The sequence below is a fragment of the Jiangella asiatica genome, assembly GCF_004349065.1.
GTDB classification, from domain to species: Bacteria; Actinomycetota; Actinomycetes; order Jiangellales; family Jiangellaceae; genus Jiangella; species Jiangella asiatica.
On record NZ_SMKZ01000010.1, the window covers coordinates 37,817 to 58,494 of the forward strand.

The 20,678-nt window shown below is 68.4% G+C and carries 14 protein-coding genes; 11 read left to right on the plus strand and 3 right to left on the minus strand.

Features of this window, described 5'->3' with window-relative positions; all coding sequences use genetic code 11:
* Positions 1-22 precede the first annotated feature (22 nt).
* Complete coding sequence (locus tag E1269_RS09240; protein WP_131893654.1) at positions 23-1,456, plus strand: sulfatase family protein; 1,434 nt, start codon at positions 23-25, stop codon at positions 1,454-1,456.
* Between the two features lie 36 nt (positions 1,457-1,492).
* Here E1269_RS09240 and E1269_RS09245 read toward each other — a convergent pair whose 3' ends face one another.
* Positions 1,493-2,209 carry a FadR/GntR family transcriptional regulator gene (locus E1269_RS09245; protein ID WP_131893656.1) on the minus strand — a complete coding sequence of 239 codons (717 nt, stop codon included), beginning with the start codon at positions 2,207-2,209 and terminating at the stop codon, positions 1,493-1,495.
* 40 nt (positions 2,210-2,249) lie between these two features.
* The gene (locus E1269_RS09250) at positions 2,250-3,194 is read right to left on the minus strand and encodes an NAD(P)-dependent oxidoreductase (protein WP_203433244.1); all 945 of its coding nucleotides are present in this window, start codon (positions 3,192-3,194) and stop codon (positions 2,250-2,252) included.
* 385 nt (positions 3,195-3,579) lie between these two features.
* Here E1269_RS09250 and E1269_RS09255 point away from each other — a divergent pair, with 385 nt between their 5' ends.
* Both E1269_RS09255 and E1269_RS32160 read left to right on the plus strand, forming a co-directional pair.
* Positions 3,580-4,143, plus strand: a complete 564-nt coding sequence (locus E1269_RS09255; RefSeq protein WP_162606309.1) for a DUF4142 domain-containing protein — start codon at positions 3,580-3,582, stop codon at positions 4,141-4,143.
* Positions 4,144-4,400: 257 nt separating this feature from the next.
* The gene (locus tag E1269_RS32160) at positions 4,401-4,820 is read left to right on the plus strand and encodes a class F sortase (RefSeq protein ID WP_162606310.1); all 420 of its coding nucleotides are present in this window, start codon (positions 4,401-4,403) and stop codon (positions 4,818-4,820) included.
* 194 nt (positions 4,821-5,014) lie between these two features.
* Here the strand turns inward: E1269_RS32160 and E1269_RS09270 are convergent, their stop codons facing one another.
* The gene (locus tag E1269_RS09270; RefSeq protein WP_162606311.1) at positions 5,015-6,031 is read right to left on the minus strand and encodes a phosphotransferase; all 1,017 of its coding nucleotides are present in this window, start codon (positions 6,029-6,031) and stop codon (positions 5,015-5,017) included.
* 304 nt (positions 6,032-6,335) lie between these two features.
* Between E1269_RS09270 and E1269_RS09275 the strand changes: the two genes are divergently transcribed.
* The 8 genes from E1269_RS09275 (at position 6,336) to E1269_RS09310 (ending at position 20,534) form a co-directional block, all read left to right on the plus strand.
* The gene (locus E1269_RS09275) at positions 6,336-8,834 is read left to right on the plus strand and encodes a GH116 family glycosyl-hydrolase (protein ID WP_131893664.1); all 2,499 of its coding nucleotides are present in this window, start codon (positions 6,336-6,338) and stop codon (positions 8,832-8,834) included.
* A 295-nt stretch (positions 8,835-9,129) separates the two neighbouring features.
* Entirely contained in the window at positions 9,130-11,109 is a 1,980-nt protein-coding gene (locus E1269_RS09280) for a family 20 glycosylhydrolase (protein WP_131893666.1), read from the plus strand.
* 176 nt (positions 11,110-11,285) lie between these two features.
* The gene (locus E1269_RS09285; protein ID WP_162606312.1) at positions 11,286-12,386 is read left to right on the plus strand and encodes an ROK family protein; all 1,101 of its coding nucleotides are present in this window, start codon (positions 11,286-11,288) and stop codon (positions 12,384-12,386) included.
* A gap of 58 nt (positions 12,387-12,444) precedes the next feature.
* On the plus strand, positions 12,445-14,103 hold the full coding sequence (locus tag E1269_RS09290; protein WP_162606313.1) for a DUF4091 domain-containing protein: 1,659 nt from the start codon (positions 12,445-12,447) through the stop codon (positions 14,101-14,103).
* Positions 14,104-14,725: 622 nt separating this feature from the next.
* Positions 14,726-15,721, plus strand: coding sequence for an ABC transporter permease (locus E1269_RS09295; RefSeq protein WP_131893672.1), 996 nt, complete (start codon positions 14,726-14,728; stop codon positions 15,719-15,721).
* Positions 15,721-16,626 carry a carbohydrate ABC transporter permease gene (locus E1269_RS09300; protein WP_131893674.1) on the plus strand — a complete coding sequence of 302 codons (906 nt, stop codon included), beginning with the start codon at positions 15,721-15,723 and terminating at the stop codon, positions 16,624-16,626. Before E1269_RS09295 ends, E1269_RS09300 begins: the two co-directional genes overlap by 1 nt.
* 27 nt (positions 16,627-16,653) lie before the next feature.
* A complete protein-coding gene (locus E1269_RS09305) occupies positions 16,654-18,330 on the plus strand; it encodes an extracellular solute-binding protein (RefSeq protein WP_162606314.1) in 1,677 nt (558 codons plus the stop codon).
* On the plus strand, positions 18,327-20,534 hold the full coding sequence (locus E1269_RS09310; protein WP_162606315.1) for a family 78 glycoside hydrolase catalytic domain: 2,208 nt from the start codon (positions 18,327-18,329) through the stop codon (positions 20,532-20,534). The genes E1269_RS09305 and E1269_RS09310 overlap by 4 nt, the downstream gene beginning before the upstream one ends.
* Positions 20,535-20,678: the final 144 nt, after the last annotated feature.

Sequence of the window (20,678 nt, forward strand, 5' to 3'; positions counted from 1 at the left end):
GCCGCCTCGAGGCAGAGGACCCATGGCAGATTCGCGACCGAACTTTCTCTTCGTCATCACTGACCAGCAGCGGTTCGACACGATCGGCGCGCTCGGTCACGAGCAGGCGATCACGCCGACCCTCGACCGGCTCGTCCGCGAGGGCACGTCGTTCACACGGGCCTACGTGACGGCCCCGTCGTGCACGCCGTCGCGGGCCAGCCTCTTCACCGGGATGTACCCGCACAGCACGGGCGTCTGGCGCAACAACGACAGCTGGTCGCACTCGTGGGTCGAGTCGCTCGCCGACCGTGGCTACCGGTGCGTGAACGTCGGGAAGATGCACACGATCCCGTATGAGACGCCGCTCGGGTTCCATGAGCGCCACGTCGTGGAGAACAAGGACCGCAGCAACCCCCGGCTGCCCTTCTTCCTGGACCAGTGGGACAAGGCGCTGTGGACCGCTGGCGTCGCGAAACCGGACCGGAAGATCCTCCGCTCCCGCCCCGACTACGCCGAAAGCCTCGGTGCCTTCGCGTGGGAGGGCCCCGAGGACCTGCACTCGGACAACTTCGTCGGCCGGCTGGCCGAGCTCTGGCTGGAGCGCTATACCGGCGACGAGCCGTTCTTCCTCCAGGTCGGCTTCCCCGGGCCACACCCACCGTACGACCCGACCCCCGAGTACCTGGCGATGTACGACGGGCGCGACGTCGAGCTGCCGCACATGACACCGACGGACCTGGCTAGCCAGCCGGCCGCCCTCAAGGAGCTCCGCCAGGACCACCTCGGCATCGACCACGACGGGATCGTCCACCTCGAGAACCCGTCACCGGAGCAGCTGGCGCGACAACGCCGGCACTACCTGGCGAACGTCACCATGATCGATCATCAGCTCGGGCTGTTGGTCGACGCGCTCGAGGCCCGCGGCGTCCTCGACAACACCGTCATCGTGTTCACGTCCGACCACGGCGACTGTCTCAACGACCACGGCCACAGCCAGAAATGGACGATGTACGACCCCAGCGTCCGCGTCCCGGCCATCGTCTGGAACCCGGGCCGGGTCGCCGCTGGCCGGCAGCTCGACGGCCTCACCTCGGTCATGGACCTGGGACCCACGGTGCTCGAGCTCGCCGGCATCGAGCCGCCACCGTGGATGGAGGCGCAGTCGCTCGTTCCCGCACTGACCGGTGATGAGTGGGCCGGACGAGAGTACGTGTTCGCCGAGCACGCGCGCGACCGCATCCTGACCGGCACCGCGCTCATGACGATGGTCCGCGACGAGTCGACGAAGCTGGTGATGTTCGTGGACTCCGAGGAGGGCCAGCTCTTCGACCTGCGAACGGACCCGCACGAGGAGACGAACCGCTGGGACGACCCCGCGTATGCCGCGGACCGGGCCCGGCTGCTGGCTGCGATCGCCCGGTGGCGCGCGGAGAGCGAGCTGCACACCGCGTCGTGGGCCATGCCCTTCCGCTGACGCTCTCAGCCGCGGTCACGTCAGCCGGCGGTCAGGTCAGCCGGCGGTCGCGTCGCCGTCGGGCAGCGCCGCGCCGATGCCGGAGCGCACGTCGCTCAGGATGCCGAGCATCGCCGACTCGGCGGCAGCACCGTCGCCGTCGGCGATGGCCAGCATGACGGCCTCGTGCAGATCCATCGCGGCCGGTACCGGATAGGCGTGGCTGTGACCGTGTAGCGGGCGCTCGGACACCGCCTCGATGACCGGTTCGATCAGGGCCACGTACATCTCGTTGTGGCTGGCGCGCAGGACCGTGCGGTGGAACGCGATGTCGGCCGCCAGGTACCGGTCGAGCCGGCCGGCCTCGCCGAACACGCGCATCTCACCGGCCGCCTGACGAAGTGCGTCCTTCTCGTCCTCTGTGGCGCGCGCCGCGGCAAGGTGGGCGGCGAACGGCTCGATGCCGATGCGCAGTTCCGTCAGCGAGCGCAACTGCGCGGGGCGGGTCTCGGAGTCGAGGCGCCAGCGGATGACCCGGCGGTCGAACACGTTCCAGGACTCTGCCGGCTGGACCACGATGCCGTTGCGCCGCTCGGACGTGACCAGGTGCATGGCCTCGAGGATGCGCATGCCCTCGCGCGCGACGGTGCGTGAGACGTCGAACCGCGCCTGGATCCCCTCCAGGGTGAGCGCCGTACCGACGGCGAGGCGCCCGCCCACGATGTCGGAGCCCAGCGCGTTCACGACCCGCGAGTGGAGAACTGTCGCCACCATCATTGCCACCTCGATCCCGGCTCACCCGACGATGAGCACCTCAACGCTCGATCCGGTTCCGCCACTGCGCGGCGCCGAGCAGCGCGCGGGCGTTGTGCTCGATCAAGGCCGCGTACCCCAGGGGTCGACCGCCCGCCGCATGCGGGGAGACGATGACGCCTGGCAGGTCCCACAGCGGTGATCCGGCCGGCAGCGGCTCGGTCTCGAAGACGTCCAGCGCGGCCCCCGCGATGACGCCGGCTCGCAGTGCGTTGATCAGGGCCGGCTCGTCGACGACCGTGCCGCGGCCGACGTTGACGATCCAGGCCGTGGGACGCAGCAACGCGAGGCGCTCCGCGTCGACCAGTCCCCGAGTCTCGTCGCCGCCCGGCAGCGCGAGGACGAGGACGTCGACCGTCGGCAGCAGCGCGTCGACGTCGGCGCCGTCCAGGACGTCGAAGCCATCGCGCCGACCCTTGTCGCGGGCGATCCCCACGACGTCGGCGCCGAGCATCGACAGGTACCCGGCGAGCGTGCGTCCGATTCCGCCGAAGCCCCAGATGGCGACGCGGCGCCCCCGAAGGGTGCTGAACTCCGGCGCGTCGTCGCCCGGCTGCCGGCCGCCGCGGTCGCTCCAGGTGTGCCGCACCTGCGCGTCGCGCAGCAGGTCCAGCCGTCGCGCGGCAGCAAGGATGAGCGCGAGCGCGTGTTCGGCTACCGGTTGGTCGTGCAGCCCGACGCCCGAGGTGAGCACCACGCCCGGGCCGAACCCCGCGGCCAGCACCTGCTCGGCCCCGGCGCCGAGCGACTGCACCCACCGCACCTGTGTCATCCGCTCAGCCGCCGTCCGCATCCACTCGCGCGAGCTGCCCCACGCCACCAGGGCGTCGGCGGTCTCGATCCGGACATCGACGGGCGCTGCGACGTCGTAGATTTCAGCCACGACGCCGTCGGGGAGCGTGAGCCGGCCGTCGATGGTGTTCGGGACGAGGAGCCGCAGATCCATGGCGCGATGTCACTCTCCTCGGTGGGCGGGCGGGGTCAGGATAAAAGGTAGCACCTTTGACCCCCCGGACGATCCGGCCCTCTCCCCGTCGTCGTTACGACGACCACGCCCGGCCGGCGACCGCGAAAGCCGAACGCCGCGACCATCTCATCCTCACGCCCCCCGGACACACCCCGGCCAGGGCGCCTTCCCCGGCGTGGGCGCCCGTCCGACGGCGCCTCGGTCAGCTGCATGAAGGGCGGCTTCGTGGGCATAGCGCCTGTTGTTACGGATCCGGCCGTGAGAGGAGGCCATTGTGCATATCCGACGACTGGCGGCAGTTGGTGCTGGAGCGCTTGTCCTGATGCTGGCTGGGACGACGGCGTACGCACAGGGACAACAAGAGTTGTCCGAGCAGGACCAGGCCTTCCTGGTGGCCGCCCATCAGAACAATTTGGCCGAGATCGCCTCCGGTGAGGCCGCCGTCGACCAGGCGAGCACCGAGCTGGTGCGCGCCCAGGGCCAGATTCTCATCACCGACCACACGATGCTCGACGAGTCGTTGCGCCAGGTCGCTGACGCGCACGGAGTTCAGCTGCCGGCCGAGCCCACCGCCGAGCAGCAGGCCCAGCTCGCCGATGTCACAGCCCAGCAAGGTGCGGCGTTCGACCAGGCCTGGACGCAGCTGCAGATCGCCGCTCATCAGGCCGCTCTGACGCTCGGTGAGCAGGAGATACAGCAGGGCACCGCGGCCGATGTCATCGCGCTGGCTGAGGAGGCCGGCCCGGTCATCCAGAAGCATCTGACGATGCTGCAGTCCGGTGACGCGCCCGCACCACATGGTGTCCACGCCGGCATGGGCGGTCATGCCGCCAGTGCGGATGGCGTCGGCATGCTGCCCTGGGTGCTTGCCGGCTGTGGTCTGGTCGTGCTCGCCGTCAGCGGGGCCGCGCTACGACGCCGAGCATGATCCGCTGGCTCACCGGCTCCGGCGTGGGGCGAGCCGTTGCCTGCGCGGGGGTTGCGGCCGGCATCGCGATGCTCGCGGCTGGCGTGACGCAGCTCGCATCACCGGCCGACAGCCGGGGCGGGGAGCGAATCGTCGCCGAGCGGTCCAACACGGATATGCCGGTACGGTCGCCATCGACACCCTCCACAGCGGTGCCGGCACACCCGCCGGCCCCCGCGGCGCAGGTGACTGCCGCAGCAGCGCCGACGGTGTTGACCATGGCCGGCCAGGACATCCCGCTGGAACCGGTCTCCATGCTGCCCGACGGCAGCATGGAGCTGCCGGCGCCGCCGCATGTCGGCGGATGGTGGGCGCCCGGCGCAGCGCCGGGCGACCCAGCCGGCACCGTCGTCGTCGCCGGACACGTCGACACGGCCGAGCACGGAGCAGGGATCTTCGCCCATCTCGCCGGCCTGCCCGTCGGTGAGCCCATCAGCGTCGCGACCACCGACGGGCAGGTCCACCGTTACATCGTGAGCGATCTGATCCACGTGCACAAAGACGATCTGCCGGCAGACGTGTTCTCACGCGCAGGCCCCAGGCGGCTCGCGGTGATCACGTGTACCGGGCCGTTCGATGACGACGGCGGCGGCTATTCTCAGAACCTCGTCGTCCTGGCCCGGCCCGACACCGGCTGATTCCGCTCGCGGCCGTGACGTCGACATCCCGGTCCGGTGTTCTGGAATCACCCTCGAGTCCACGCCACGTAGGCCTTCGACCACCGCGTCGCAGCCGGTCTCCTCAGTAACATCCAGCCGATGCTGCGCGTTCGGGTACTTCAGGGTGTTCAGCTGAGTCGGCCCCGTGCGGGACCTCGGCTGCGTCGTGAGTCTCAGAGCCAGCGGTCGGCTTCGGGGTACCAGCCGAAGCCGAGCATGCCCCAGGCGATCAGGGGCGGGAGCCAGGCTTGCTCGGCATCGGTGAGGGGGCGGCGATCGATGTAGGTGTCGATCAGGAGTTGCTGCGCCTCGGGCGAGATCGGCTGCCAGTTGTGATACCACGTGCCGAGCAGGCAAACGGCGTGGGCCAGGTCCATGACCGCCGGGTCCAGGCGGGCCTCCTCGAAATCGAGCACGCCGCTGATTGCCGTGCCCTGCCAGAGCAGGTTGGCGCCGCGAAAGTCAGTGTGCACCGGCTGCCGATCGGGCAGCTCGGGCAGCTCGGCGATCCGCCGGTCGAGGCGATCGAGCAGCTCCCGCGGTACGGACTCGGCCAGCCCCTCCGGCAGGGCCCACAGCTTGCCCCGCCCGCCGGCAACCGGTCCGACGTTCTCGAGCCGGGACGCGTCCGGCCAGGCCGCGAGATCTTCGTGCAGCGCGGCCAAGGCGTGACCGGCGGCCAGGACCTGATCATGGTCGGTCGCGTCCAGCAGGCCCCCGGACAACACCGGCTGGATCCCGACGGACTTGTCGTCCTGCAGCAGTTGTCGATGACCACCGACGGACATCAGCGGCCGGGCCACCGGCTGGCCGCGATCGGCGAGCCAGCCGACCAGGGCAGCGCGGGATGTGAGCCAGTCGTGCGCCACCGCGAGCCGGCAGATCTTGATTATCAGCCGTTGGTCGGGGGTGGTCACCCAGACCATCAGGTTCTGCGCGCTGATGACCACCCGGTCGACGGTGCGGACCTCGATCCCATACTCGGCGACGGTCAGGTCGACGGCCCAGCCGACCGCCGCTGCCGCGCTGCCGAAGCCGAACCGGCGGCGCAGTTCCGCGTCCGGATCCGAACTCTCCCAAAGCATCTCCGGGGTCGGAGCGGTGATCATCGGTCGCCTCCCAGCTTTGACGGTACGACGGCTGAGCAGCGTCCAAGCGTAGCCGCGGCGCGGCTGCTCCGCGTCGCCCATGGTCCGGCCGCAGGGTCCCGCCGGGAAGCAAGTCGCCCTTTTCGAATGCATGTCCGGATAGGGGTGGGGCTCGTGCGGCTTCGTCGCCACCCGCCCCGGGTCCTACGCGAAGGGGCAGCCGTCGCGCACGCCCACTCGGTCGGACCGGAGCTACTGCGCATCGATACGTCTGTCGAGCGTGCGACCCACCGCACGGCCCGGCCGGCGCCGGCACGCTACCTTCGTCTGTCCGACCCGAACGACCCGACCGCCGAGGAGCGGGCGGGCCGTTCCTGAACGAACAGCGGTACACGAAGGAGCGCCGATGACATCCCAGACGACCGCGTGGCCGGTGCTGAGCCGGTACGACGGCGAGCATTCGTTGCGTATCGCCCTCCCGCTGGGCGGAATCGGGACCGGGACAATCAGCCTCGGCGGCCGCGGCGACCTGCGCGACTGGGAGATCATGAACCACCCGGCCAAGGGCTGGGCGCCGAAGTCGAGCTTCTTCGCCGTCCGGACGGCGACGACGGACGGTGACGGCTCCGACGCGGTCGTGCGCGCACTCGAAGGGCCGGTGGATCCCGTCCTCTACGAGGGCTCGGACGGCGCGGCAGTGCCGAACCACACCCTGCCGCGCTTCGCGCGCTCGCAGTTCCACGCCGCGTACCCGTTCGGGCAGGTCCTGCTGCAGGACCCGGACGTGCCGGTGCACGTGCGACTCCAGGCGTTCAATCCGCTCGTCCCGGCCGACGACAGCGCCAGCTCGATCCCGGTGGCCGTGCTGCGCTACGTCATAACGAACACCACCGAACGCAGTCTCGACGTGTCGGTGGCCGGGAACGTGCAGAACGTCGTGGGCGGCGGCGACGCCGCGGGCAACCGCAACACCACACGGCGGCAGTCGTCCGTCACCGGTGTGCTGCTCGCCTCCGACGGCGTCGACTCCGAGCACGAGCAGTGGGGCTCGATGGCGCTCGCCGTTCTCGACGAGGACGACGTCAGCCTGCGCACGTCCTGGACCGATCACCGGTGGGGCGGCAACCTGCTGGACTTCTGGGACGACCTCACCGCGGACGGCCACGTCGACGAGCGCGTGTCCGCGACCGACAAGCCGGTCGCCTCCGTCGTCGCCCGCCGGACCCTGGCGCCGAGCGAGACGCACGCTTACACGTTCCTACTCACCTGGCACTTCCCGAACCGCCGCAGCTGGGACGGCAGTGCGACTGTCGGCAATCACTACGCCACCGTCTACGGCGACGCCTGGGATGTCACGAGCAGGACGGCAGCCGACCTATCCAGTCTGGAGTCGCGCAGCCTCGCGTTCGTGCACGCCCTCGTCGGCAGCGACCTACCGGAGGCGGCGAAGGAAGCCGCGCTGTTCAACATCAGCACACTACGCACGCAGACCTGCTTTCGCACCGCCGACGGGCGATTCTACGGATGGGAGGGTTGCCTCGACGGCACCGGCAGTTGCTTCGGCAATTGCACGCACGTATGGAATTACGAGCTCGCCACGCCGTACCTGTTCGGCACGCTGGCTCGATCGATGCGCGAGCTGGAGTTCGGGCACGCGACCGATGGCGACGGGCTCATGAGCTTCCGCCTACAACTGCCCCTCGAGCGCGCCCGCGAGCACGGCGTGGCCGCGGCCGACGGCCAGATGGGCTGCATCGTCAAGCTCTACCGCGAGTGGCGCCTGTCCGGCGACGACGACCTGCTGCGCTCGCTGTGGCCCGCGGCGCGCCGGGCACTGGAGTTCGCGTGGATCCCCGGCGGCTGGGACGCCGACCGCGACGGCGTCATGGAGGGCTCGCAGCACAACACCATGGACGTGGAGTACTTCGGCCCCAACCCCGAGATCGGAACGTGGTACCTGGCCGCGCTGCGAGCTTGCGAGGAGATGGCCCGGCACCTCGGCGACGACGCCTTCGCCGACACCTGCGCCGACCTGTTCGCCCGCGGCAGCTCCTGGATCGACGAGCACCTGTTCAACGGCGAGTACTACCGGCACGAGATCCGCCCACCTGTTTCGGAGGAAGCGATCGCCCCCGGACTGCGGATGCCCGGCACAAGCGCGGGCGACCTCACCGAACCGGAGCTGCAGATCGGCGACGGCTGCCTCACCGACCAGCTCGTCGGGCAGGCTCACGCGCACCTGGCCGGACTGGGTCACCTGCTGGACCCGGAGCACGTCCGCACGACGCTGCGCAGCATCGTTCGGCACAACGCCCGTACGAGCGGCCCGGCCGTGCAGTTCAACCCGAGTCGCAGTTACGCGCTCGGCGACGAACCAGGGCTGGTCGTCGCCTCGTACCCGCACGGCAACCGCCCGGCTCGACCGTTCCCGTACTTCGCCGAGGTGTGGACCGGCCTGGAGTACACCGCCGCCGTCGGCCTGATCTGCGAGGGCCTGCGCGACGAGGGCGTGGGTGTGGTCGAGACGGTACGGAGCCGCTTCGACGGCCGCCGGCGCAACCCGTTCGACGAGGCCGAATGCGGTCACCACTACGTGCGGGCGATGGCCAGCTGGGGTGCTGTCGTCGCATTGACCGGGTTCCGCTACGACGGCGTCACGGGTGAGCTGCACTTCGCCGCCGCCGGCCGCGCGGCACGGTGGTTCTGGTCGACCGGGTATGCCTGGGGCACAGTCGAGCAGCGCCCGACGACCGGCGGCACCGACGTGACGCTCGAGGTGGTCGGCGGCCGGGTGCGGCTGTGCCGCCTCGTGCTGGACGGTGTGGGGTCCGCTGACATCGGCGACCGTGTGGCGATTGCGGGCGCGCGGCTCGACGTCACCGCGCCCGAACCGGGTTCAGCCTGAGCCGGTCGTCACCGCAGTCGCCCGCCGGGGAGCTGCCCGGAGGTACCACCCGGCTCGGACGCAGTGGGTGACGACTCAGAGTGCCAAAACAGCGCCGGCGGGTGCCGAGGCAGCACCGACGGCGACCCGAATAAGTCGTCGCGCTGCAGCACCGGGCCAGCGGCCGCGTGCCCGCCTCGGTATACTCAAGGAGGATACGTAACCACGTTGACAAACAGCGGGTTCTTCGATTTCATCCTCGCCAGGAGCATCGCGCTGCTTGCTCGGTCCACCCCTGAGCCAGAGAGGACGTCGGGTGTCTGCCCCTCACGTCGCGCCCGACCACCAGTCGAGGAAGTCGCGCTATCTGCTGGAGCCGGCGGATCGGCCGGCGACCCTGCCCAGCATCCACTCGTGGACACCCGGTCCTGGCGTGTTCAGCCTTGACATCGACGCCGGGGTTGCGCTCATCACGACGGACGAGGACACGCTCGATGTCGCGGCACTTTTCGCCGAGGACCTTGCCCGCTTCACCGGGCACCACCATCGCCTCGAACATGGCGCCGAACCCGGCGCCGGACAGGTGGGCCTGCACCACGTGCCGGGGATGACCGGGATACCTCCCGAGGGCTACCGCCTGGACGTGGGCGACGCAGTGCGCGTGGTGGCGTCCACCCGTTCGGGTCTCCTGTACGGCTGCCAGTCATTGCTCCAGATGATCAAGCAGGACGAACATCGACGTCACATTCCCCGCGGTGTCGGTCACGACGCTCCCCTTTTCCCGGTCCGCGGCCAGATGATCGACGTGGGCCGCAAGTATCTGTCGTTGGACTACCTGAGGTCCGAGATCCGGCGCATGGCCTGGATGAAGATGAACAGCCTGCAGCTGCACCTGAGCGAGTGGAACGGCTTTCGCTTCGAGAGCCTGGAGCACCCAGGGCTGGCATCGCCGGAGCACTACACCCAGGACGAGCTGCGGGCCCTCGACGCGTATGCCCAACGCTGGGGGGTCACCATCGTTCCCGAGATCGATCTCCCCGGGCATGCGGTCTGGCTCACTCGGTACGAGCCCCGACTGCGGTCACCATCGACTACACAGGACTTCACCGGCTGGCCCGGCGGCGCCGGAGGAGGGTGGACTGTCGACATCACCTCTGACTTCGTCCGTGCCTTCGTCCGCGGTCTGCTCGCCGAAGTGGCGCAGGTCTTCCATGGTGAGTTCATCCACATCGGCAGCGACGAGCTGCCACTCCAGGGCACGGACAGCCAAGACGAGTTCCTGGTGCGCTATGCCCGGGCACATCGGATGACCTACGCCGGCGACGTCTTGGTCGATTTCATCAACGACATGGCCGCCAGCCTTCGTCGTTTCGGCAAACGTGTCGAGATCTGGGAGTGGTGGGCCCACGACGACCAGCCGACGAGCATCGCTCCCGCACCCGACATCAGGGTCGACAAGTGGCTGACCGGTGATGTCGCGCAGTGGGCTCGTCACGGCTACGAGACGGTCGGGGTCAACTGGGACGGGAACTTCGTTACTCCCGGCTACGCGACGACACCGGGCGGGTTGTCGCCGCATGGCTTCGAGGGCTACATGGACTCCGAGGCGAAGTACGAGCAGGCGCACTACCCGGTTGCCGACGGTGTCATGGGATACCGGCTAGGGCGCTGGATGGACCGTGCGGAGCGCTATCCCACCGAATGGATACACCATTTCAGCCACCGTCCACTGCAGATCCTGGCCGAACGGCTGTGGGGCAGTCCGGGTGCGTCCTCCGCGGCCGCCTTCTACGAGCGAGCCGATGCCGTCGGCTCGGCACAGGACAACCTGACCGCGGTGCCGGGACGCGTGTGTCGCATCGTGTCGGTGAGCAGTGAGGAGGTCCACGCCGAGGCCGGGGCCGCCGCCAACGTCCTCGACCCGCATCCACAAACTCACTGGGTCACTCGCTACCTGCCCGAGTTGGACGTTGCCCCGCATGAGCTGGTCATCGATCTCGGGGACGTACGTCACGTCGCGGGTCTGACGGTGTGGCCGCGACAGGACGGAGCAGTGGTGGAGCAGTTCCACCACGCCGAAGGGAGAGCCCGTTCGGTCCGGGTCGAGGTCAGTACAGATCTCTGGCGGTGGGACGTCGTGTGGTCGGGGACCATGCCCGACCATCAAGCCGCCGCCGGCGTGACCTTTCCTTCCCGGCCGGCCCGCTACGTCCGACTCACCGTCGCCACCGACTGGCAGAACCTGATGATCGTGGCGATGTCCTACATCACGGTGTGGGAAGCACCAAGGTCATGAGTACCTCGATCGAGTTGTGGCAGCACCAACGGGCGGCGACGAGGTCCACGCGAGTTCCCAGCTGCGCAGGACGAGCAGGGCTAGGGTCGAGTCGTATCAGCGTCGAGCAGGTCCACGGCGACGGCGGATGAGGACGGAGGGGCAGAACGATGGCCACATGGGGCCAGGCGATCGACGTGCACGGCGCCGAGCCCGCGCTGCTTCGCCACATCAACCGATCCCAAGTGCTACGGCTGCTGCGTGACGCTGGCGAGGCCATGGGCATCTCGGCGATCGGACAGGCCACCAGGTTGTCACGGCCCACGGTCGAACTGGCCCTGGCCGACTTGATCGCGCGGGGCACCGTCCTCGAAACCGGCCACACCAAGGGCTCGGCTCGCGGAGGGCGACCAGCGCGTTCATTTCAGTTCGCGGCGCGTTCCGGTTGTGTCGTGGCAGTGACTGTGCAACGCCGACAGGTGTCGGTGGATGTGTTCGACCTGCGCCAGGTCGCTCTCATGAGACAGGTGTGGCCGCTGGCGGACATCAACGAGGAGCCCGACCCGATCGGATTCGTCCAGGCCGCGGTGCACCAGGTCCTGGACGAGCGATCTCTCGCTCCCGACCTGATGAGGGTGGTCGTCGTCGGGGTCCGCGGTATCGTCGCCGAGGGCGGGCAGGTCACGGTCTCTGGAGAGCTGCCCTCATTCACCGGCGATGCCGCGCATCGCGACCTGCAGAGCAGGTTCTCGTGCCCGGTGATCGTGGAGAACGATGCCAACCTCGCGGCGCTGGCCGAGCACAAGCAGCTGGGTGGACCGCTCGATGTCGTCGGGCTGCTGATCGGCGAGGCCGTGGGCTGCGGGCTCATCCTGAACGGTGAGCTCTATCGCGGCGCCCACGGGGCTGCCGGTGAGTTCTTCGGACCGGACGCGCCCTGGGCGACGACGAGTCAACGCATCAAAACTGAGGTGGTCGCTCGCGGGTCCAGCCTGAGCGAGTTCTTCTCATTGGCCGACGGCGGAAATCGCATGGCCCGCGAGCTCGTCGTCGAGTACGCGGTGGCGATCGCCCGGTTGACCCGGAGCCTGCTCCTGCTCGATCCCCCCGTCGTGGTGATCGGCGGCGACATAGTCCACGCAGGCAAGACGTTCCTCGAGCCCCTGCGCCGCGAACTCATGCCCGACCTGTACCACGACACTGAGATCGTCTATTCGGAACTGGGCAGCGAGTGCCATCGTGTCGGCGCACAGCAACTGGCCTTCAACTGGTTCGACGACCACCTGTTCCGTGCGTGACATGCCACCTCCGCCAGTGCGTGGCGTTTCGAACCGGATGACGAAGGACCACCTGGACGTGGACAGGACACCTCGCGCGACCTGGACGAGCGTGCTCTGCGACTCGCTCGAGAAGGTGTTTCCCGACGCTCGGCCGCGGCCGATGAATACCGCGATCACCCAGCACGTCTTCGCGGGCGAAACGATCTCGGTCCAGGTTGCGCTGCTGCCGCCGTCGCTGCTCGAAGGCAGCCCACCAGAGGTGGTGGTCGAGGTGGCGGCCTCGCCGGGCATCGCCGTCGCGCTGTCGACCGTCGAACTGGTCCCGGCCACCTTCCTGGCATACGAAGGCCACGACGGCGGCTATCTGCGCGACACCGCCGGTCTGTATCCGGACCTGCTCCGACCGCTGGCCCTGGCCCGGGTACGGCCTTTCATCGGGCAGTGGCGTGCGATCTGGATCGACCTCACCGCTGCCCAGGACATCGAGGACGGCACTGTGTCCGTACAGATCACGCTGCGAGCGGACGACGGGACCACGGTCGGCCGGCACGAGTTCGCCGTCGAGGCCATGGCCGAGCCGCTGCCCCAGCTGGAGATGGTCAACACTCATTGGTTCCACTGCGACGGGCTGGCGACCTACTACGGCGTGGACGTCTGGTCGGAGCAGCACTGGAGTCTCGTCGACCGTTTCCTGGGCGCCGCAGCGGAGTTGGGGATCAATTCGGTGCTCACGCCGGTATGGACGCCCCCGCTGGACACAGCGGTCGGGCATTACCGGCTGCCCACTCAGCTGGTCGGCATCACCGAAACCACCGAAGGGTACGCCTTCGACTTCCACCACCTCGAGCGCTGGATGCGCCTGGCTCGCAGTCACGGCATCCGCTTCCTGGAAATCAGCCACCTGTTCTCCCAGTGGGGAGCCGCCTACACGCCAGCGATCTACGTCGACCGCGGCAGCGAGACGGTCCGGGCGTTCGGCTGGGACGTGCCGGCCGTCGACCCGGGCTACCGGCGATTGTTGGTCTCACTGCTCCCTGCGCTGCGAGCCGTGCTGGACTCGGGCTGGGGACTGGAACGGGTGATCTTCCACGTCTCGGACGAACCGCGCGGCGAACACGCCGAAAGCTACAAGGCCGCGCGCTCGGTGATCGACGACCTGCTGGCCGGCTGCGTCATCGTGGACGCGCTGAGCGACTTCGAGCTGTTCACCTCCGGCACGGTGCCGATCCCGGTGATCGCGACGAACCACGCCGAACCGTTCTTGCGGGCAGGCGTGCGTCCGCTCTGGCTGTACTACTGCGTTGGCCAGCACCGCGACGTCGCCAACCGGTTCATCGCCATGCCGTCGAGCCGCAACCGAGCCATCGGCGCCCAGCTGTACCTCACCGGTGCGGCGGGCTTCCTGCACTGGGGCTTCAACTTCTACAACTCCGGCGGGTCGCTGACCGCCATCGATCCGTTCGCCACCACAGACGCCGACGGCAGCCTCCCAGCCGGCGACCCGTTCCTGGTCTACCCAGGAACCGACGAGCGGCCGTGGCACTCGATCCGCTCTCGTGTCTTCGGCGAGGCGATCAACGACGTACGGCTGATGCAACTGGTCCGCGATCGTCGCGGCGACGAGGTTGTCCGCTCGGTCGCCGATCCACACGGGCGTACCACGCTCACCGACTACAGTCTGGACCCCGATCACTACCGCAGGGTCCGTGCCGATCTCGTCGACTCATTGCGATGAGCGTCGACACCAAACTCAACCTGGCTTCAGCAGTCGGCAGCGTACTCCCGCCCCCGGCGATTCCTGCAGCCCTAAGGCAAGGAGGATACGTAACCACCTTGACTAAGGGTGCTGCCGCTGGTTAGATGGCGCGACGAGCAGGAGGCCCTGCCCGTCATCCCATCGGTCAGAGAGGACTCTGGGTTGTCTGCTCCTCAGCTGGTTCCGAATGAATCCCGCGCCGGGGCCGCCCCATCCCTGGCATCTACCGACAGGCCCGCGGCCATCGCTGGAACACCGCGCCGGCGCACTGGCGACCAGGGCACAACCGACCGCTCCGCCACCCGCTTGACCGGTTCGGAAAGTCTCCTGACGGCGCAGGACGCACGCCACAGAGGTACCGCTCTGGATTGAGAACACGATGTCGGCCTGGCCAGTCCGGGACGAGGCGCAGCACGAGGGATCGACGGGAGAGAGGACTTTCGATGGTCGAGAGACAGGCTTGCCAGACTCCGAATCGCAAATCCTCCGCCGCCGCCTCCGGAAGCGACGAGGTTGGCCGCACAAGCGTCCGGCCGCCGTCCGCGGCGCTCCTCGAAGGCAACCGCGTCGAGAGTCACAGCCACCCACGCGACGGTGCCCTATGAGCGGGACGACACCGTCGTCGGACGTGTCCACGACGTCGACGTCCGCTCCGCCCGAGCCGCTGCCGGCCCTTCGGCCGGTCCTGGCGCGCAAGCGCGGCTTGCGGCAGCGGATGTGGCAGGCCAGGTGGCTGTACCTGTTCATCCTTCCCGGCTTCGTGTATTTCGTCGTGTTCCGGTATGTCCCCTTGCTGGGCAACGCCATCGCCTGGCAGGACTACAGCCCGTACCTCGGCTTCAGCGGGAGCCCATGGGTCGCCTGGGACAACTTCGCCAGGCTGCTGACCGATCCAGAGGTCGCCAACGCGGTCACCAACACTCTGTTCCTGAGCCTGCTACAGATCGTATTCGCCTTCCCGGCGCCACTGCTCCTCGCGCTCCTGCTCAACAGCATCGCCGGTGACAGGATCAAGCGCGTCGTGCAGTCGATCGTCTATCTGCCGCACTTCATCGGATGGGTCATCGTCGTCTCCATCTGGCAAGCGCTCTTCGGTGGGACGGGCGTCGTCAGCGACTTACTGGCCCAGATCACCGGTAGTCCGGTCAATCTGATGACCAACCCGGACACGTTCGCGATCCTGATCACCTCCCAGGTCATCTGGAAGGAGGTGGGTTGGGGCACGATCATCTTCCTCGCCGCCATGACCCTGGTCCCCACCGAGCGGTACGAGGCCGCCGCAGTGGACGGCGCCGGGGCCTTGCGCCGGATCTGGCACATCACCCTCCCTGGCATCAGCACGGTGATCGTGCTGCTGCTGATCCTGCGCCTGGGCAGTGTGCTGACCGTCGGTTTCGAACAGATCATCCTGCAGCAGGACGCGGTGGGCGCCGAGGTCGCCCAGGTGCTCGACACGTTCGTCTACTACCGGGGTGTGCTGGGCGGCGACTGGGGTCTCGCTACCGCTGCCGGCCTCGTCAAGGGCGTCATCGGAACAGCGCTGGTTCTCGGCGCCAACTGGGCGGCCAAGCGCTTCGGCGGACAGGGGGCGTTCTGATGAGCCGGCCACGAACGTCGAGCCCGGCCCGGCCGATGTGGATGGGCCGGCCGTCCTTCCTGGTGACCGTCCTCAAGGCCGTGGTCTTGAGCGTCACCGTCGTGGTGATGCTCTACCCGTTCCTGTACGTGATCGCCGGAAGCTTCGCCTCGTCCAACGCCCGCTCGGAAGGCTCCCTGAGCCTCATCCCGACCAGCTTCTCGCTGGACGCCTACGCCTCGGTGCTCTCGGGCGGGATCGTCACCCGCGCGCTCATGGTCAGCATCGGGGTCACCGTGATCGGGACGCTGTTCAGCGTGACCCTGACGATCCTCATGGCGTACGGACTGATGAGCACCAAGGACGTCCCCGGCGGCCGAGTGATTCTCTACCTGGTGCTCTTCACGATGTTGTTCGGGGCAGGGATCATCCCGAATTACCTACTGGTCAGGCAGTTGGGACTGCTCGATACCTACGCCTCGCTCATCCTGCCGGGCGCCATCAGCGCCTTCAACCTGGTTGTCGTCCGCAACTTCTTCATGAACATCCCGCGGGAGATCCTGGACTGCGCGCGGATCGACGGGGCGAGCGAGTGGCGGATCCTCAGCATGATCGTGGTGCCCCTGTCCAAGGGCGTGATCGCCGTCATCGCACTCTTCTACGGCGTCGCCTACTGGAACGACTTCTTCAACGCGATGATCTACCTGAACGACACCGCCAAGTGGCCGGTGCAGTTGGTGCTCAACCAGTACGTCCTGCAGGGGTCCCCGTTGACCCCCCTGCAGAACCCCGCGGCTCCCCCACCACCGGCCGACGCCGTGCAGATGGTCGTGGTGGTGCTGGCCACGGTCCCCATCCTCATCGTCTACCCGTTCATCCAGCGCTACTTCACCAAGGGAGTGCTCACCGGCGCCATCAAGGGCTGACAGACCCCCGACCAAGAGGAGATGGTCATGGACCAGCGTTCGATGTCTTCGCCCGCACTGCTCAGTCGTCGACGGATGCTGGGTCTGGGCGCCGGCCTCGCGGCCGCATTCCCACTCGTGGGAGGCTGCCGCACCGAGGCCCCCGGAGCCAGTCAGACCCCGGGCGGTGTCACGTCATTCACACCACCGAGCTTCATCCCGCCGGACCAGATCCCCGGCGCCTCCATCAGCGACATCGCCGGGGTCCCACCGGCATACACCCGGTATCCGAGCGAACTGGTCCGCTCGGTCAAGGAGGTTCCGGGCCGAGGCGGCGAGGTCTCGACCTTCCAGGTGTTCGAGCAGGCACCGCCGCCGAGTGACAATCCGTGGCTCAACGAGTTCAACGAACGGCTCGGCGTCACGCTCCGCCCGACCTACGCAGCCGGCCCCTCGTACGGGGAGAAGGTCCAGACGATGATGGCGAGCGGCGACCTGCCTGACATCACCTGGATCGAACGCAGCATCGCACCGGGCCTCATTCAGCCGATGCTGCAGGGCGCGTTCACCGATCTCACCGACCTGCTCGCCGGTTCGGGCATCGACCCCTACCCCAACCTGGCCAGGATCCCTACCTACGCGTGGCGCAACTCCACGGTCAACGGAATGCTTCTGGGCGTACCCAGCGCACTGCCCATGGTCAATCAGGTGACGATGTACCGCAAGGACTGGGCGACCGAACTGGGGTACACCGAGCCCCCGCGAGACGCGCAGGAGGTCATGGAACTGCTGGCCGAGTTCACCAGGGGGAACCACCGCGGGAAGCAGGGCGGCGACACGTGGGGCCTGGCCACGCTCGGGCACGGCATCGGTCTGGCGCACCAGATGTTCCGGGTCCCCAACGAATGGCGCATCGAGGACGACGGATCGCTGACGAACGAGATCGAGACCGACGAGTTCGAGGCCGCCACGGAGTACCTGGTCGAGCTGTGGAACTCAGGAGCGTTCCATCCCGACGCCGCGACCCTGCCGGTGCTCGACGCGCAGAACATCTACCAGAACGGCCGGATCGGCCTTCTGCCCGCCGGCGTCACGCCGCACTACCGGACCATGCTGCCCGCCCTCCTGGCGAACGTCCCGGAGTCCGAGCCCACGGCCATCACGCCGCCGGGGCACGACGGCGGCGACCCGGTCATCCACCAGGAGCAGGGCTACTTCGGCATCGCCGCGATCCCCTCGGACGTCGGCAAGGACGTCGAACGGCTCGAGGAGCTGTTGCGGATCATCGACTACTGGTGCGCACCGTTCGGCAGCGAGGAGCACACCTTCATCAACTACGGGATCGAGGGACGCCACTTCGCCTTCGACGACCAAGGCACTCCGGTCCCGACCGCGGGTGACGTCTGGGCACGGGAGGTGTCCGGGCCGTCGTGGCTGGTGGCGCCCCGCGAGGCCGCGTTCTTCTTCCCCGGAAACACCGAATGGGGTGTCGCGGCGCAAAAGGCCGTGGCCGCCGCCGTGCCGCAGTCGGTCGAGAATCCCACGTCCAATCTGATCTCCGACACCGACGTGCGCCAGTCAGGCTCTCTCAACGAGATGTACGACGACTACCTGTACGGGATCATCACCGGGCGTCGTTCGCTGAGCGAGCTCACCGAGTGGCGCGACGAGTGGCGCCGCGCCGGCGGCGACGACATCCGCAACGAGTACGAGGATGTCATGTGACGCCGGTCGACCAGGATCTCTCGCCGCTCACGGTAGGTGCGTCGTGGATCACCTCCGAGCAGTGGCGCGCCGATCCGACGGGGGGTCTTCCCGTCCTCGGGACGACCCTGCGGGCGGACACGCCGCCCGCCTCGGCTGTCCTTCGCGTCTGCGGCCTCGGGGTCTTCGTCGCGTCGATGAACGGGCGCCTCGTCTCCGACGACGTCCTCGAACCCGGGTACACCGACTACGCCAAGCGCGCGGAGTACTGCACGTATGACGTCACGACCCTGGTCGAGGTGGGCGACAACGTCCTGCACATCGAGCTCGGCCCCGGGATGTACCGGTCGCAGCGACACGACGACCGGTGGACGAAGATCCTCACCGACTACGGAGACCTCGCTGCGTGTGCCTCGCTCACCCTCGGATACCCAGGCGGGCAAGAGGTCATTTTTCTGAGCGGTACCGACTGGGGCGCCACGCTCGGCCAGACCCGCTCGTCGAACTGGACCGGAGGTGAGGACTTCGACGCCCGCGTCCAGCTCGACACCTCGGCGTCCGGCGTGCGGGCTTGGCCGCGCGCAGTTGTCGCCCGCACGCCAACAGAGCTCGCGCTGACCCCGAAGACGACGCCGGCACTGCGGGTTCGAGAGGTGATCGAACCGAAGAGCATCACCCCGGTGGCGCCCCGGACTCACGTGGTGGACCTCGGAGTGAACGTAGCGGGATGGGTCGAGCTGGACTTGCCACCGCAGTCGGAGGTCACCCTGCGACCGGCGGAGCTGCTGAAAGGCGACGGCGACATCGATCCGACGACGGAAGGCTGGGGCCCCGTCTACCACACCGTCCGGACGGGAGACCGGCCGCTGACGTGGCACCCGAGGTTCTGCTACAACGGCCTGCGTTACCTCGAGGTCGCTGGGCTGGAGGAACCACTCCGGCCCGAGGAGGTGCGCGGTCTGGTCATCGCGGCCGGCGCGCGTGCCACCGGCGAGTTCTCCTGCTCGGACCAGATGCTGAATCAGATCCATCGCCTCGTGCACCGGGCGGTCACCTCGAACATGTACTCGGTCTTCACCGACTGCCCCCACCGCGAGAAGCTGGCGTTCCTGGAGGAACTCCACCTCGTCTACCCGATCCTGCAGTGGAACTACGACGTCCAGGCGCTACTGACGAACACCATGCTGCTTACGCGCGAGGCACAAGGGCCTGACGGTCATCTGCCCCTGTATGTGCCGGAGTGGGACCCGTTCCCGGATCCCTGGCGCGGGGACGTGAACTGGGGTGGCGCCATCATCCACGTTCCGTGGCAGCTGCACCGTTCCTACGACGACATCTCAGTGCTGCGCGACAACTACGAGGCGATGACACGCTACGCGGAGCACATCCTGCTGGCCCGGGTGGACGGGCTGGTGCGGTACGGGCTGGGTGACTGGGACGGAAGGGAGGCTCGGGCGGTCCCGCTCGTCACGACCTCGGCTCTGGCCAGGATGCTCTGCGTGCTCTCCCAGGTGGCGGAGACGCTCGGCCTGGACAGCGACGCGGCACGCTGGCGGAAGGTGGCCGACGACGTCGTCGAACGGGTGCGTGACGAGTTCTGGACGGACGACCTGAGCGTCGGCGCGGACACCCTCGGCGAGACGGTCATCGCCCTGCAGTGCGGGGTGGTCCCACCGGAGCACGTCAGCCTCGTCGTGAACCGCCTCGAGGAGCGGATCGCGCGGCAGCGCTTCGTCGTCGACGTCGGTGAGGTCGGCATGGCCGCGCTCGTCGAGGTCCTCGCGGCACACGACCGGCACGAGACGCTGTACCGGGTGGCATGCCAGGAGGAGCTCCCGGGTTACGGCTACATGATCCGCCACGGTGCCACCTCCCTCACCGAGACCTGGGACGGACCGACCTTCGGCATCAGCCAGAACCACTTCATGAACGGCGCGATCGACGCCTGGTTCTACTCCCACGTGGCAGGCTTGCAGCAGACGCCGACGAGCTGTGGCTTCCGTGACCTCGTGGTGCGGCCCCGGCCGTGCGGAGATCTGCGCTCCGCCACCGCGAGCTATCGAACCAAGCGCGGGACATTCTCCAGCGCGTGGACCATCGAGGAGGAGACGTTCCGTCTCGAGGTGGAGGTGCCACCCGGGTCGCAATGCGCCGTCGAGACGCCTGACGGCCGCCGCCGCTGCGTCGGGAGCGGGAAGCACGCATTCGAGTCCGCGCTCAGATAGCAGACGCCTTCTGAGTGGGCGGCCGCGAGCGCGCGCAAGGAAGAGGCTCGACGGGGCGTCCGAGCGCGGACGGGCACGGGGAGCCAACCCGCCGGCGGGTTGGCTCCCCGTGGTTGGCCGGTACGCGGTCAAGCGCGGCATGAA

Excerpts from the sequence above, each read along its gene's own strand:
- E1269_RS32160 (WP_162606310.1), top strand. The coding sequence starts at position 4,401 with ATGGCCGGCCAGGACATCCCGCTGGAACCGGTCTCCATGCTGCCCGAC.
- E1269_RS09270 (WP_162606311.1), bottom strand. The coding sequence starts at position 6,031 with ATGGGCGACGCGGAGCAGCCGCGCCGCGGCTACGCTTGGACGCTGCTC.
- E1269_RS09250 (WP_203433244.1), bottom strand. The coding sequence starts at position 3,194 with ATGGATCTGCGGCTCCTCGTCCCGAACACCATCGACGGCCGGCTCACG.
- E1269_RS09295 (WP_131893672.1), top strand. The coding sequence starts at position 14,726 with ATGAGCGGGACGACACCGTCGTCGGACGTGTCCACGACGTCGACGTCC.
- E1269_RS09240 (WP_131893654.1), top strand. The coding sequence starts at position 23 with ATGGCAGATTCGCGACCGAACTTTCTCTTCGTCATCACTGACCAGCAG.
- E1269_RS09245 (WP_131893656.1), bottom strand. The coding sequence starts at position 2,209 with ATGGTGGCGACAGTTCTCCACTCGCGGGTCGTGAACGCGCTGGGCTCC.
- E1269_RS09300 (WP_131893674.1), top strand. The coding sequence starts at position 15,721 with ATGAGCCGGCCACGAACGTCGAGCCCGGCCCGGCCGATGTGGATGGGC.
- E1269_RS09305 (WP_162606314.1), top strand. The coding sequence starts at position 16,654 with ATGGACCAGCGTTCGATGTCTTCGCCCGCACTGCTCAGTCGTCGACGG.
- E1269_RS09275 (WP_131893664.1), top strand. The coding sequence starts at position 6,336 with ATGACATCCCAGACGACCGCGTGGCCGGTGCTGAGCCGGTACGACGGC.